The sequence below is a fragment of the Pseudomonas sp. TH06 genome, from assembly GCF_016651305.1.
Classification (GTDB): Bacteria; Pseudomonadota; Gammaproteobacteria; order Pseudomonadales; family Pseudomonadaceae; genus Aquipseudomonas.
In genome coordinates this window covers 1,866,316-1,880,511 of record NZ_JAEKEC010000001.1, presented here as the reverse complement: position 1 = coordinate 1,880,511, position 14,196 = coordinate 1,866,316, and the positions used below count along the sequence as shown (strand labels likewise).

Genomic DNA, 14,196 nt, shown 5'->3' with positions numbered 1-14,196 from the left:
CGACGGACGACCTTCAATTTCGGTATTAAATCATTGGAAATCAAACTGTTAGGCTTGCCGGTTCGCAGCAGCCCCGGAAGGCTGTTGGCAAAGTCTTTCTGGAGTTCTCATGAACCTACCGTTGATTCTTAACTTGCTGGTGTTCCTTGCCCTGCTCTTCGGTCTGGCGCAAACCCGTCACACCTCGTGGAGCCTGGCGAAAAAAGTCCTGCTCGCGCTGGTGTTGGGCGTGGCCTTCGGCGTCGCCCTGCACACCGTTTACGGTGCCGGCAACCCGGTATTGAAAGCCTCGATCGGCTGGTTCGATCTGGTCGGCAACGGCTATGTGCAGTTGCTGCAAATGATCGTTATCCCGCTGGTGTTCGCTTCGATCCTCAGCGCCGTGGCGCGCCTGCACAACGCGTCTTCGTTGGGCAAGATCAGTTTCCTGACCATCGGCACGTTGCTGTTCACCACGGCGATTGCGGCGCTGATCGGTATCGGCCTGACCAACCTGTTCGGCCTCACCGCTGAAGGTCTGGTTGCCGGCACCCAGGAAATGGCCCGTCTGCAAACCATTCAGAGCGACTATGCCGGTAAGGTTGCCGACCTGAATGTGCCGCAACTGCTGCTGTCGTTCATCCCGCAGAACCCGTTCGCTGATCTGGCGCGGGCCAAGCCGACCTCGATCATCAGCGTGGTGATTTTCGCTGCATTCCTCGGGGTTGCCGCGCTGCAACTGCTCAAGGACGACGTCGAGAAAGGTCAGAAAGTGATCAACGCCATCGACACCCTGCAAGCCTGGGTGATGCGTCTGGTGCGTCTGGTGATGAAACTGACCCCGTACGGCGTGCTGGCGCTGATGACCAAAGTGGTCGCCGGTTCCAACCTGCAAGACATCATCAAGCTCGGCAGTTTCGTCGTGGTCTCGTACCTCGGTCTGGGCCTGATGTTCGTGGTGCACGGCTTGCTGGTGTCGGCGGCCGGGATCAACCCACTGCGTTTCTTCCGCAAGATCTGGCCGGTGCTGACGTTCGCGTTCACCAGCCGTTCCAGCGCCGCCAGCATTCCGCTGAGCATTGAAGCGCAGACTCGTCGTCTGGGGATTCCACAATCGGTGGCCAGTTTTGCCGCATCGTTCGGCGCGACTATTGGCCAGAACGGTTGCGCAGGTCTGTACCCGGCGATGTTGGCGGTGATGGTTGCGCCAACCGTTGGCATCAACCCACTGGATCCGCTGTGGATCGCGACATTGGTGGCGATTGTGACCCTGAGTTCGGCCGGTGTGGCGGGCGTGGGTGGCGGTGCGACGTTTGCCGCGCTGATCGTGCTGCCGGCGATGGGCTTGCCGGTTTCGCTGGTGGCGTTGCTGATTTCGGTGGAGCCGCTGATCGACATGGGTCGTACGGCGTTGAACGTGAGCGGTTCGATCACGGCCGGCGCGATCACCAGTCAGGTGATGCAGCAGACCGATAAAGAACTGCTGGATGCGGATGAACATGCGGAGTTGGCGCAGGCCTGACAGACCGCTATCGCCAGCAGGCTCACTCCTACAATTGGAATGCGTTCCCCCTGTAGGAGTGAGCCTGCTCGCGATGCTTTTAAGCCTTTTCCCAGACTTCGAAGCTGTACGCGGGTTTGTCGCCTTCAGCTGGGTTCGGCACGTTCGACACCAGTTTCCATTGGTTCAAATCAAACTCCGGAAACCACGCATCACCCTCCGGGCTCAGCGCTACACGGGTCAAATACAAGCGATCCGCATCAGCCAGCCCTTGCGCATATAACTGCGCGCCGCCGATCAGCATCAGCTCATCAACGCCCTGCGCCTTCGCCCATTCCTCGGCGCGAACCACGGCAGCTTCCAGCGACGGATAAACCTCGGCACCTTCGAGCACCAGATCGGCCTGACGGCTGACCACGATGTTCAAACGCCCCGGCAGTGGCCGACCGAGCGAATCCCAGGTCTTGCGACCCATGATGATCGGCTTGCCCAAGGTCGTCGCCTTGAAGTATTTGAAGTCCCCCGGCAGGTGCCAGGGCATGCTGTTGTCGACGCCGATCACGCGGTTTTCACCGAGGGCTGCGATCAGGCTGAGGGGGAGTGATTTAGTCATGCCGGCGAGGATACCAGAGCCTCGCTTACCCCGATAAGCGCCACAGCGGTTATGCTCACGGCTCAATTGAGCGACGGGATGCCGCGTGACTGAACTGACTCCACTGCAAAACCTCTGGTTGACCGAAACCGTGCGCCTGCGTGAAGAACACGCCGGGCCTCTGGATGATCTGGAAGCCAATCGTCTGGCCCGCACGGCCGGCGGCGATCTGCCGAGCCGTATTCAGCGCCGGGCGCTGTGGCTGGCCGAACGCGATGGCCTGACTACTGCACTCAAACACTGGCTGCAAGGCGCGCGTCTGGCACTGATGGTGCTGATGATTTTCGCCGTATTAAGCGGCGCCGGGCTGGCCTTCGCCGCGCTGGGACAAACTCCGGTCAACGTGTTCTGGGCCTTGGGCAGCCTGCTCGGGCTAAACCTGATTCTGTTGCTGAGCTGGGCGCTGGGGCTGATTTTTGCCGGCGAACACGGCGCCACGTTGGGCCGCTTGTGGTTGTGGCTCAGCGAAAAATTCGCCCGCGACGCCAAAGCCGCGCAACTGGCGCCAGCGCTACTGCTGATGCTCCAGCGCCAGAAGCTCAATCGCTGGGCGCTGGGTGCACTGGTCAACGGTTTGTGGTTATTGGCGATGCTCAGCGCACTGATTCTGTTGCTGACGCTGATGGCAACACGGCGCTACGGCTTTGTCTGGGAAACCACGATTCTCAGTGCCGACACCTTTATCCACGTCACTCAGGCACTCGGCTATCTGCCTTCGCTGCTCGGTTTCAATGTGCCGACCGTGGAGATGATCCGCGCCAGCGGCGACGGCGCACTCGACATCGAAAGCGCCCGCCAGGCCTGGGCGACATGGCTGGTCGGTGTGCTGGTGGTCTACGGCGTAACCCCGCGTTTGTTGCTCGCGCTGTTTTGCCTGTGGCGCTGGAATGCCGGCCAAGCCGCGTTGCGTCTGGATTTGAACCTGCCCGGGTACGCGCAATTGCGCGAACGCCTGATGCCGACCAGCGAGCGTCTCGGCGTCAACGATCCGGAGCCGGCGCAGATGCATCGCGTCGAAAGCGGCGTGGGTGAACTCGCCAGCGAAGGCGCGCTGCTGGTCGCCATCGAACTCGATGAGCAACGCCCATGGCCGCCCGCCCTGCCGAAAAACGTCAGCAACGCCGGCATCCTCGACAGCCGCGAATCGCGGCACAAACTCCTTGAGCAACTGAGCCGTTTCCCGCCGGCACGTCTGGCCATCGCCTGTGATCCACGACGCTCGCCGGATCGCGGCAGCCTCGCCTTGATCGCCGAACTGGCGCGCAGCTCGAGCGAAACCCGCGTCTGGCTGCTGCAAGCACCACCCGGCGAAGCGCTGGACGCCGAGCGCCTCGGCGACTGGCACATCGCGTTGCAACAGCTTGAACTACCGTTCGCCGATTGCGCACCGTTGAACTGGCTGGAGACGGGTCATGACTGATACCTGGAAAGCGCCGCTGAAACTCGCGGTGGTCGGCCACACCAACGTCGGCAAGACGTCGCTGCTGCGCACGCTGACCCGCGACGTAGGTTTTGGCGAAGTCTCCCATCGCCCAAGCACCACCCGTCATGTCGAAGGCGCGCGGTTATCGGTGGACGGCGAACCGCTACTTGATCTCTACGACACACCGGGGCTGGAAGACGCCATCGCCCTGCTGGATTTTCTCGAACGTCTCGAACGCCCCGGCGAGCGCCTCGACGGCCCGGCGCGGCTGGCGCGGTTTCTCGACGGTAGCGAGGCGCGCCAGCGTTTCGAACAGGAAGCCAAGGTACTGCGGCAACTGCTCGCCTCCGATGCCGGTTTGTATGTGATCGATGCTCGCGAACCGGTGTTGGCCAAGTACCGCGACGAACTGGAAGTGCTCGCCAGTTGTGGCAAACCGCTGCTGCCGGTGCTGAATTTCGTCAGCAGCGCCAACCATCGCGAGCCGGACTGGCGCGAAGCGTTGGCGCGCCTCGGCCTGCATGCGCTGGTGCGTTTTGACAGCGTCGCACCGCCGGAGGATGGCGAGCGGCGGTTGTACGAGAGTCTGGCGTTATTGCTGGAAACGGCGCGGCCACAACTGGAGCGATTGATCGCTGATCAGCAAGCCCAGCGCGTTGCCCGCCAGCAAAGTGCGGCACGATTGATCGCTGAATTGTTGATCGACTGCGCCGCGTGTCGACGCAGTGTGGTCAGTGAAGCCGAGCAGGAACAGCAAGCCATCAGCGAACTGCGCAAAGCCGTGCGTCAGCGCGAGCAGAAATGCGTCGAGGCGCTGCTCAAGCTCTATGCGTTTCGCCCGCAAGATGCAGCGGCCAGTGACTTGCCGTTGCTCGATGGCCGTTGGGGCGATGACCTGTTCAACCCGGAAACCCTCAAGCAACTCGGCGTGCGCGTTGGTGGCGGAATTGCCGCAGGCGCGGCAGCCGGGGCTGGTGTGGATTTGCTGGTCGGCGGGATTACGCTTGGTGCCGCAGCACTCGCCGGAGCGATTGCCGGCGGCGCCCTGCAAACGGCGCGCAGCTATGGCAGTCGCTTGCTCGGCAAGATCAAAGGTCAGCGCGAGCTGACAGTCGATGATGGGGTGCTGCGGTTGTTGGCGTTGCGTCAGCGGCAGTTGTTGCTGGCGCTGGATCAGCGTGGGCATGCGGCGATGGACGCGGTTCAGGTGGCAACGCCACAGGACAAGACTTGGCGCGAGGGCAAGTTACCCGAGGCGCTGAGCAAGGCGCGGGCGCATCCGCAGTGGTCCTCGCTGAATCCGCAGGCGAAGTTGAATCAGGCCGAGCGGCAGGAGCAGATTGAGTCCCTGGCTAGAGATCTGTAGCGGCTGATCTGGCGCTATCGCGAGCAGGCTCACTCCTACAGTGGACCGCGTTCACCTTGTAGGAGTGAGCCTGCTCGCGATAGCCGCACCTCGATTCAAAGACCTACGCAGCAAGAAGCCGCGCCGCTTTCTCTTTCAGCACTGCCATATCAATCACCGGCACCGCCGTCTCCTTGGCCAACTCATCCCACTGGCGCATGCGCAAACTGACGGCACACAACGGATCGCGCTCAAACGCAGCCGCCTCGGCCTCAGTCATCACCCCGCCCTGATATTCCAGCGTCCTGCGGCTCGCCTCGCTCAACCGCTGGAAATACCCAGGTTCGCGCAACGTCAGATACCGCTTGGCCTGCACGTGATATTCCACCAACCGCGCCATGCGCTCGCTGAACCCGGCCTCACGCAGATAATCGGCACCGAGGCGCTCGTGGCTGACCACGCCATAACCACCCATGTTCTCCGCACCCTCGGCGCACAAATGGCCGATGTCGTGAAAGAACGCCGCCAGCACCACTTCGTCATCAAAACCTTCGGCCATCGCCAGTTCGGCCGCCTGAGACATGTGCTCGATCTGCGACACCGGCTCGCCGATGTAATCACGGGTGCCGAAGCGTTCATACAGCGCGAATACCCGCGCCACGATGTGTTGGTGATCGGCCATCAGATTTCCTCCAGCAACTGCGCCACGTTGCGCTCGGCCATCGCCGGGCCGACGCTCATGCCGACGCCAGTGTGCATCAGCGCCACACTCAACCCCGGTGCCGGGCGCAGGAACGAAAACGGCCCCGGCCCCCGGGAACCATAGACGCCCTGCCAGCGCTCGACCACTTGCACTTTGCAGCCCAGCGTCTGTTCGGCCAGTTCGATCATCCAGTCGTCGACTTGCTCGGCGTTGAATGGCGATGGGTCGCTGCCGTAATGGTGCGAGTCGCCGATGATCAACTCGCCGTAAGGCGTCGGACTGATCAGCAGGTGAATGCCGTTTTCATGCAGGTGCGGTTGTTCTCGGAGAATCTGCGCCTGCACCGCTGCGGCTTCCGGCAGGTCGGCGAAGGCGCCGTAGTGCACGCAGCTCAGGCCGGTGAGCAAGGCGTGCTGCAGATTCAGCTCGACTTGCGGTTTGGCGCGGAGCATTTGCAACCGGCAGATCTGCGGATCGAGCGCGGCGATCGGCTCGGCCAGCAAGGTCTGATAGTCGTGGCCCGAGCAGACGATGATCTGCTTGGCGGTGAAGCTGCCGACGGTGCTTTGCAGGTGCCCCGACTCGACGTCACGCACCAGCGTCGAGAAGTGAAACTCGACGCCGAGGTCGCGACGCAGATAGTTGATCAGCGCCGGAATCGCTTCGCGCGAATACAACTGTTGATCGTCGGCGCCGTGAAGTGCGGCGCGATGATGGCTGAACTGGCCGTTGTACACGTCGCGCAGTGCCGCGCCGCGCAGCAAGTCGACGTGGTAACCGTGCTCGACGGCGCGGCCGGCGCAGAAGGCTTCGAGCAGATGTTCTTCGGCTTCGGTGCGGGCGAACAGGTACGAGCCGTTGCGTTTGATTTTCAGCCCGGCGAGTTGCGCCCAATCGCCCCAGATGTCGCGGCTGGCCTTGGCCAGTTCGAGCATTTGGCCCGGAGGCTGGCCGGTGACCAGCGCCTGGCCGAAGTTGCGCACCGAGGCGCCGAGGGGCGTGGCGGTGCGTTCGAAAACCGCGACCTTGAGACCGCGCTTGGCGGCAGCGTAGGCGTGGGACAGGCCGAGGATACCGGCGCCTACGATGAGCAGGTCTTTGTATTGGGTCATTTGGAGGTGCTCTGAATGAGAGACCGCTATCGCGAGCAGGCTCACTCCTACAATTGGAATGCGTTCCCCTGTAGGAGTGAGCCTGCTCGCGAAGAGGCCCTGTCAGTCGATAAAGATCTTACTTGGCGGCGACTTTTTCGGACTTGCCGTCATAGCGCTTGCGCCACTCGGTGAGGATCTCGTCGCGATTCTTCGAAGCCCAGGCAAAGTCGTTCTTGATCAGACGCTGCTCGTAATCCGCCGGCAATTCGGTTTGTGGTTTGGCGATCCCCGGTTGTGCAAGCACCGCGAAGTTCTCCTTGTACAGATCCATCGCCTCGGCGCTGGCGGAGAAGTCAGCCAGTTTCTTCGCCGCGTCTTCATGCGGCGTGCCTTTGATCACGGCAGTCGCTTCGATCTCCCAGCCCAGGCCTTCCTTCGGCAGGATGATGTCCAGCGGCGCGCCCTGACGCTTCAGCTGTACGGCCGGGTACTCAAAGGAAATCCCGATCGGAAATTCACCGGCCGCTGCCAGTTTGCAAGGCTTGGAACCGGAGTGAACGTACTGGCCGATGTTCTGGTGCAGACCGTCCATGTAGGCCCAGCCCTGCTTCTCGCCGAAGGTTTGCAACCAGGCGCTGACGTCAAGGAAACCAGTGCCGGACGACGCCGGGTTCGGCATGACGATCTTGCCCTTGTACTCAGGCTTGGTCAGGTCCTGCCAGCTCACTGGTTTGCTCAGGCCCTGTTTCTCGGCTTCGACGGTGTTGAAGCAAATGGTCGCGGCCCAGACGTCCATGCCGACCCAGGCTGGCGGGTTCGCGGCGTCGCGGTAGTTCGCGCCGATCTTGCCGAGATCCTTCGGCGCGTAGCTTTGCAGCATGCCTTGTTGATCGAGGATCGCCAGGCTCGAAGCCGCGAGGCCCCACACCGCGTCAGCCTGTGGACGGGCCTTTTCGGCGAGCAGCTTGGCGGTGATGATCCCGGTGGAATCACGTACCCATTTGATCTCGACGTCCGGGTTGGCCTTTTCGAACGCGGCTTTGTAAGCGGTCAACTGCTCGGCTTCGAGGGCGGTGTACACCGTCAACTCGGTTTTTGCCGCGAAGGCATTCAGGCTGAAAGTAGCGAGCACAGCAGCGGCCAGGGCCATAGGCTTGAACATGATCGTTTTCCTGTAGGTGAGTTGAGGTTGGCAGGTGTGAATCAGTGGCCGGGCGCGGTTTGCCGCCAGGCTTGAGAACGGCGCAGCAAGCCGCGCGAAGCCCACGCCAGCAGCAAGGACACGCCCGCCGAGGTGAACAGAATCAGGGTCGACATCGCCGCCGCGCCGCCGACGTTGCCGGCGTCATCCATGTTCAGCACTGCTACCGCCGCGAGGATGGTGTCGGGGCTGTAGAGGAAGATCGCTGCAGAAACCGTGGTCATCGCCGAGACGAACAGGTAGCGCACGATGTCGAGCAGCGCCGGCAGACAGATCGGCACGGTGACGCGCAGGTAGTGCCGGTACAGCGGCGCCTTGAGTGACAGCGCAGCAGCTTCGAACTCGGCATCAAGTTGGCGCAGTGCGGTGGTCGCAGTCATTTGTGCGGTGGTCAGGTAGTGCGCAATGGTGCAGACGATCAGCAGAGTCATCGTCCCGTAAAGCACGTGCAACGGGTTGCCGCTGAGGTTGAAGAAGAAGACGTAACCCAGACCGAGCACCAGCCCCGGCACCGCCATCGGGATGAAACTGAGCATGCGCAAGGTCAGGTTGAGGCCGCGCTGAGTGCGGGTTTTCTCCATCAGGTACGCGCCGGTAAAGATCAGCAGACTGCCGATCAACGCCGTGCCCAATGCCATCTTCAAACTGTTGCTGTAGGCCAGCCAGCCACCGCCGGCGGTTTCGTTGAACTGGTAATGGTTGAGCGACAGCGACAGGTTGTACGGCCAGAACTTCACCAGCGACGAAAACACCGCCATGCCGAACACCAGCAACAGCGCCGCGCTGATCAGCAAGACAATCGCCAGATAACAGGCATCGCGCTTCTTTGACGGCGCCGGTATGAACACCTGCGCACGCCCGCTCATGGAATCGCCGTGACGGCGACGCAGCCAGGCATCGACGCCAAAGCTGAACAGCGCCGGCAGCAACAGCACCATGCCGATCAACGCGCCACGACCGAATTGCTGCTGGCCGACCACGGCTTTGTAAGCTTCCAGCGCCAGCACTTGATAGTCGCCACCGACCACCACGGGTACGCCGAAATCGGTGATGGTCAGGGTGAACACCAGGCAGAACGCGGCGAACACGGCCTGCCGGGTCGCCGGCCAGGTGATGCTGCGAAATGCCTTGGCCGGACTGGCGCCCATGCTTGATGCGGCATCGAAAAGACGCGCATCCGCCAGCGACAGCGCCGAGAGCAAAATCATCAACGCATGCGGGAAGGTGTAAATCACCTCGCCCAGCACAATGCCCCAGAAGCCGTAGATGTTGTCCGAGAGCAGCCCGCGCAACATGCCCTGATTGCCGAACAGATAGACCAGGGCAATGCCCGGCAGCATCGACGGCGCCATCAGCGGCAACAGGGAAATCCCGCGCCAGATGCCCTTGGCCGGAATCAGCGTACGTTGCAGCGCGTAGGCAAACAGATAAGCCAGCGGTACGACGATGGCCGCGACACTGAGGGAAACTTTCAGACTGTTACCGAGCAGCCAGTGGAAATTCTCGCTGGTCACCAACTCCTTCGCCGCGACCCAGCCACCGCCCTGCCCGGCCTCGCTGCTGAAGCCGCGCCAGAAGATCGCCAGCAACGGCAGCAACACCGCGACACCGAGCAACACCAGCAAGAGGACTTTGCCGCCAACCACAAAAATGCGGTCACCGATCTCGGCACGGGAAGTCTGCTGCACTCGCTTGTGCGGTAGCGGCAGCGCGAGGTTGCTGTTCATCAGGCAAACACCTGCAGGCTGCGCGGTGGCAAGGCGACCATGATTTGCTGGGCGCCGAGGCGCGGCATGGCTTCCGGGGCGAGTTCAGCGAGTAGTGCGTGGCCCGGCAGTTGATCGAGTTCGAAGCTCATGCGGCAGCGGTTGCCAAGGAAAGTGATCTCGCGGACTTTGGCCGGGAACAGGTTTTCCTCATGCACCAGCGGATTGACGTTGATCGCTTCCGGGCGGCAGAACAAACGGCCCGAGGCACGCTGGACGCTGCCGTCGCTCAGGCGCAGGTTCATCCCGCCGACCTGCGCGTGGCTGTCGCTGCTGCGCTGGAACGGCAGCCAGTTACCCTGACCGACGAACTCGGCCACAAACGGCGTGGCCGGGCGGTTGTAGATTTCCTGCGGAGTGGCGTACTGCTCGACGCGGCCGTTGTTCATCACGGCGATGCGGTCGGCCATCAGCATGGCTTCGTCCTGATTGTGCGTGACCATCAGCGTGGTGATGCCGAGGTTGCGCTGCAGTTGGCGCAGCTCGGTGCACAGATGCTCGCGGACGCGGGCGTCGAGGGCCGACATCGGTTCGTCGAGCAACAGCAGAGACGGTGCAGGTGCCAAGGCGCGGGCCAGAGCGACGCGTTGCTGTTGGCCGCCGGACAATTGGCCGGGGTACTTTTTCTCGCTGCCGGTGAGGCCGACCAGTTCGAGCATCTGCCCGACGCGGCGGCGCACTTCATCGCGACCGCTGCCGGCGAGGCCGTAGGCAATGTTCGCTTCGACCGTCAGATTGGGGAACAACGCGTAGGACTGGAACAGAATCCCGTAGTCGCGGGCCTGCGGGGCGAGGTGCGAGACGTCGCGGTCACCGAGGTACAACTCGCCGCTGTCCTGCTTTTCCAGACCGGCGATGCAGCGCAGCAGCGTGGTCTTGCCGCAGCCCGACGGGCCGAGCAGGCAGACCAGTTCACCGGCGGCGACGTCGAGGGAGACGTTATCCAGTGCAGTGAACGCGCCAAAGCGTTTCTGCACGCCGCGCACTTTCATCGGCGCACCGGGGTTGGTCAGGGCAGTTGCGATTGCAGGATTCATGGACAGACCTCATCAAGCAGATGAGGCTCATCCTAGAGTTGTAATGCGTCCGTCATGTGGCAACGAGGCAAAAACGGCCGATAGTGGTATTCGGGGATTTTGGTTCAGATGAAATGTTGCTTGCACTGACCTCATCGCGAGCAGGCTCACTCCTACAGGGGAACGCATTCCAATGTGGGAGCGAGCCTGCTCGCGAAGAGGCCAGCTCGCACATCGAAGATCTCAGGCCGGGGACATTTCCTGGGCCAAGCCGAGAAACGCCGCCGGCAAGCGCGCATTCTTCCGCTCCTTGAGGCAATACAGATACTCGGGAATTTGCGGCGCATTCTCGATGGTCAGCACGCGCAACTGCGGATCATGCGGCACTTCCTGGCGGGCAATGATGCTGATGCCGATGTTGCGCAGCACCGCCTCACGAATCGACTCGCGGCTGCCAATCTCCAGCAACGGCCCGAAACTCACGCCCGCGCTGGCCAGCAATTCTTCAGTCAATCGCCGCGTGGTCGAACCGAGTTCGCGCATCAACAAGGTATGCCCGGCCAACGCACTCAACGCCACATGCTCATGCACTGCCAGCGGATGATTGCGATGCACCGCCAGCACCAACGGATCGGTGCCCAGCACCCGGCGAATCAATCGCGCATCCTCGAGCAGTTTCGACGAAGCCGCGACATCCACCCGATAGTCCTCCAGCGCTTCCAGCACCTGCTGCGAATTGCCGATTTCCACCGACACCTCGACCTGCGGCAGACGCTCGCGGAAGGCCTTCACCAGATCGAGAATGTAATACGGCGCAGTGGCGGCGATGCGCAAAGTGCCCTGCACCTGGCCGCTGTTGCGCAGGAAGAACTCGATGTCGGCTTCCTGCTGCAATAGCGCCTTGACCATCGGCAGCAACCGCGCACCTTCGTCGCTGACGCTCAGACGGCGGCCGCCACGGTAGAACAGTTCCACCGAATACTGGCTTTCAAGATTGCGGATCTGCGTGGTCACGGTCGGTTGGCTGAGGCCGAGCTTTTTCGCCGCCAGCGTGATGCTGCCCAGGCGGGCGACCATGTAAAACGCTTTCAGCTCGGCACTCAGCACAACCATCCCTCATCGATTATTTGCGCAGCAGACGCAAACCGTTGAACACCACCAACAAGCTCACGCCCATGTCGGCGAACACCGCCATCCACATGGTGGCGAGCCCGGCGAAGGTTACCCCAAGAAAGATAGCCTTGATCACCAGCGCCAACGCGATGTTCTGTTTCAGGATGCTGGCGGTATTGCGCGACAGGCTGATGAACGCCGGGATCTTGCGCAGATCGTCGTCCATCAGGGCGACATCGGCGGTTTCAATCGCGGTGTCGGTGCCTGCTGCGGCCATGGCAAAACCAATCTCGGCGCGGGCCAGTGCCGGCGCGTCGTTGATGCCGTCGCCGACCATGCCGACCCGGTGGCCCTGCTTGTACAGGTCTTCGATGGCTTGCAGCTTGTCGGTCGGCAGCAAATCGCCCTGGGCCTGATCGATCCCGACCTGAGCGGCAATCGCCTGCGCGGTGTGGACGTTGTCGCCGGTAAGCATCAGGGTTTTCACGCCCAGCGCATGCAACTGACGGATCGCTTCGCGGCTGGTTTCCTTGACGGTGTCGGCCACCGCAAACAGTGCCAGCGGGCCGGACTTGTCGAGCAGCAACACCACCGATTTGCCCTGCTTTTCCAGCGCAAACAGCTTTTCTTCGAGCTGTGGCGAGCACAGACCCAATTCTTCGACCAACCGATGATTGCCCAAGTGATAGGTCTGGCCGTTGATTTCACCTTTGACGCCACGCCCGCCCAGCGCTTCGAAGTTATCCACAATCAGCGCGGCGAAGTTTTTATCCACAGCGGCGTTGGCGATCGCCAGCGACACCGGGTGATCGGAACGCCCGGCCAGTGCAGCGGCAATCGCTGGAGCGGTGGCGTCGGCCGTCGGGTCGAGGGACAGGTAATCGGTCTGCACCGGTTTGCCGTGGGTGATCGTCCCGGTTTTATCCAGCGCCAGATAATCGAGCTTGAAACCGCCCTCCAGGTACACGCCGCCCTTGACCAGAATGCCTTTGCGCGCCGCTGCGGCGAGGCCGCTGACGATGGTCACCGGGGTGGAAATCACCAAGGCACATGGGCACGCGACAACCAGCAACACCAGCGCACGGTAGATCCAGTCGAACCACGCCGCGCCCATGAACAGTGGCGGGATGATCGCCACGGCCAAGGCAAACACAAACACCACGGGCGTATAGATTTTCGAGAACTGATCGACGAAGCGCTGGGTCGGCGCACGCGCACCTTGGGCTTGCTCGACGGCATGGATGATTCGCGCCAGGGTCGAGTTGTTCGCCGCTGCGGTGACCGTGTATTCCAGCGACCCGGCCTGGTTGATGGTGCCTGCAAAGACTTTATCACCGACGGTTTTCTCCACTGGCAGGCTCTCACCAGTGATCGGCGCCTGGTCGATAGTCGAGTTGCCGCTGACGACTTCGCCGTCCAGCGCAATGCGCTCACCAGGCTTTACCCGCACACGGGCGCCCAGTTCGACGCTTTTAACCTCTTGTTCGATCCAGTTGCCGTCGGCTTGCTGCACGGTGGCCTGTTCCGGGGTCATCTGCATCAGACCACTGATGGCGTTACGGGCACGGTCCAGCGAACGCGCTTCAATCAGTTCAGCCACGGTGAACAGGAACATCACCATCGCCGCTTCCGGCCACTGCCCGATCAACACCGCGCCAGTCACCGCGATGCTCATCAGCGCGTTGATGTTGAGGTTGCGGTTCTTCAGGGCGATCCAGCCCTTTTTATAGGTGGTCAGGCCGCCGCTGAGGATCGACACCAGCGCAATGATTGCCACCACCCAGGTCGGTGCGGCGCTGGTGAAGTGGATTACCTCGGCGGCAAGCGCACCGATACCGGACAGTGCCAGCGGCCACCAGTGTTTTTTCACAGGCGCAGGTGCTGGCGCGTCGACACCCGCCTCCAACGGCTCGGCGTGCATGCCCAAGGATTTGATCGCCTCGGTGATGGGCTCCGTGCCCGGCAACGTGTGGGTCACGCCGAGCACGCGGTTGATCAGGTTGAACTCCAGCTGCTCGACGCCGGCCAGTTTGCCGAGCTTGTTCTGGATCAGCGTCTGCTCGGTCGGGCAGTCCATCGCCTCGATGCGGAAACTGCTCAGTCGCGCATCGGCACTGGTCTTTTCGCTCAGTTGCACCAACGCAGGCGCGGCGGCTTCCGACGAGCAGCAGGCGTCTTCGTGGGAATGAACCGGTGCCGGTGCTGCGACTTTCGACCCGCAGCAGGAGTCGCCGCCATGTGCATGCTTATGCACAGGCTGCAATTTGTGGCTGTGGCTATGATCGTGCCCGTCGCCGGGCTTGTGAGTGTGCTGGGAATCGCTCATTGGTCGCGTCCATGAAGGTGCCTGTTGCCAAGTAAAGACCCTGTAGCCACTATAGGGTCAAGCACCCTTTTGGAGAT

At 62.1% G+C, this 14,196-nt stretch carries 11 protein-coding genes; 3 read left to right on the top strand and 8 right to left on the bottom strand.

Features of this window, described 5'->3' with window-relative positions:
- The first annotated feature begins 109 nt into the window (after window positions 1–109).
- Window positions 110–1,501: an L-cystine transporter gene (locus JFT86_RS08335; RefSeq protein WP_166221573.1), complete on the top strand. Its 1,392-nt coding sequence runs from the start codon at window positions 110–112 to the stop codon at window positions 1,499–1,501.
- A gap of 79 nt (window positions 1,502–1,580) precedes the next feature.
- Here JFT86_RS08335 and JFT86_RS08330 read toward each other — a convergent pair whose 3' ends face one another.
- Window positions 1,581–2,093, bottom strand: a complete 513-nt coding sequence (locus tag JFT86_RS08330; protein ID WP_201236410.1) for a dihydrofolate reductase — start codon at window positions 2,091–2,093, stop codon at window positions 1,581–1,583.
- Window positions 2,094–2,178: 85 nt separating this feature from the next.
- Here JFT86_RS08330 and JFT86_RS08325 point away from each other — a divergent pair, with 85 nt between their 5' ends.
- Window positions 2,179–3,552: a DUF2868 domain-containing protein gene (locus JFT86_RS08325; RefSeq protein WP_201236409.1), complete on the top strand. Its 1,374-nt coding sequence runs from the start codon at window positions 2,179–2,181 to the stop codon at window positions 3,550–3,552.
- Window positions 3,545–4,921 (top strand): GTPase/DUF3482 domain-containing protein, encoded by a 1,377-nt coding sequence (locus JFT86_RS08320; protein ID WP_201236408.1) that lies wholly within the window; start codon window positions 3,545–3,547, stop codon window positions 4,919–4,921. The genes JFT86_RS08325 and JFT86_RS08320 overlap by 8 nt, the downstream gene beginning before the upstream one ends.
- A gap of 103 nt (window positions 4,922–5,024) precedes the next feature.
- On the opposite strand, the gene JFT86_RS08315 is transcribed toward JFT86_RS08320, so the two are convergent.
- The 7 genes from JFT86_RS08315 to JFT86_RS08285 all read right to left on the bottom strand — a co-directional run bounded on the left by JFT86_RS08315 (window position 5,025) and on the right by JFT86_RS08285 (window position 14,119).
- Entirely contained in the window at window positions 5,025–5,582 is a 558-nt protein-coding gene (locus tag JFT86_RS08315) for a phosphonate degradation HD-domain oxygenase (RefSeq protein WP_201236407.1), read from the bottom strand.
- Window positions 5,582–6,715, bottom strand: a complete 1,134-nt coding sequence (locus JFT86_RS08310) for a TIGR03364 family FAD-dependent oxidoreductase (RefSeq protein WP_201236406.1) — start codon at window positions 6,713–6,715, stop codon at window positions 5,582–5,584. The genes JFT86_RS08315 and JFT86_RS08310 overlap by 1 nt, the downstream gene beginning before the upstream one ends.
- Before the next feature lie 118 nt (window positions 6,716–6,833).
- Window positions 6,834–7,859, bottom strand: a complete 1,026-nt coding sequence (locus JFT86_RS08305; RefSeq protein WP_041063660.1) for a putative 2-aminoethylphosphonate ABC transporter substrate-binding protein — start codon at window positions 7,857–7,859, stop codon at window positions 6,834–6,836.
- A 41-nt stretch (window positions 7,860–7,900) separates the two neighbouring features.
- Window positions 7,901–9,625 carry a putative 2-aminoethylphosphonate ABC transporter permease subunit gene (locus tag JFT86_RS08300; RefSeq protein ID WP_201236405.1) on the bottom strand — a complete coding sequence of 575 codons (1,725 nt, stop codon included), beginning with the start codon at window positions 9,623–9,625 and terminating at the stop codon, window positions 7,901–7,903.
- The gene (locus JFT86_RS08295; protein ID WP_166221586.1) at window positions 9,625–10,701 is read right to left on the bottom strand and encodes a putative 2-aminoethylphosphonate ABC transporter ATP-binding protein; all 1,077 of its coding nucleotides are present in this window, start codon (window positions 10,699–10,701) and stop codon (window positions 9,625–9,627) included. The genes JFT86_RS08300 and JFT86_RS08295 overlap by 1 nt, the downstream gene beginning before the upstream one ends.
- 222 nt (window positions 10,702–10,923) lie before the next feature.
- Entirely contained in the window at window positions 10,924–11,787 is an 864-nt protein-coding gene (locus JFT86_RS08290) for a LysR family transcriptional regulator (protein WP_201238575.1), read from the bottom strand.
- 16 nt (window positions 11,788–11,803) lie between these two features.
- Window positions 11,804–14,119, bottom strand: coding sequence for a heavy metal translocating P-type ATPase (locus JFT86_RS08285; protein WP_201236404.1), 2,316 nt, complete (start codon window positions 14,117–14,119; stop codon window positions 11,804–11,806).
- Window positions 14,120–14,196: the final 77 nt, after the last annotated feature.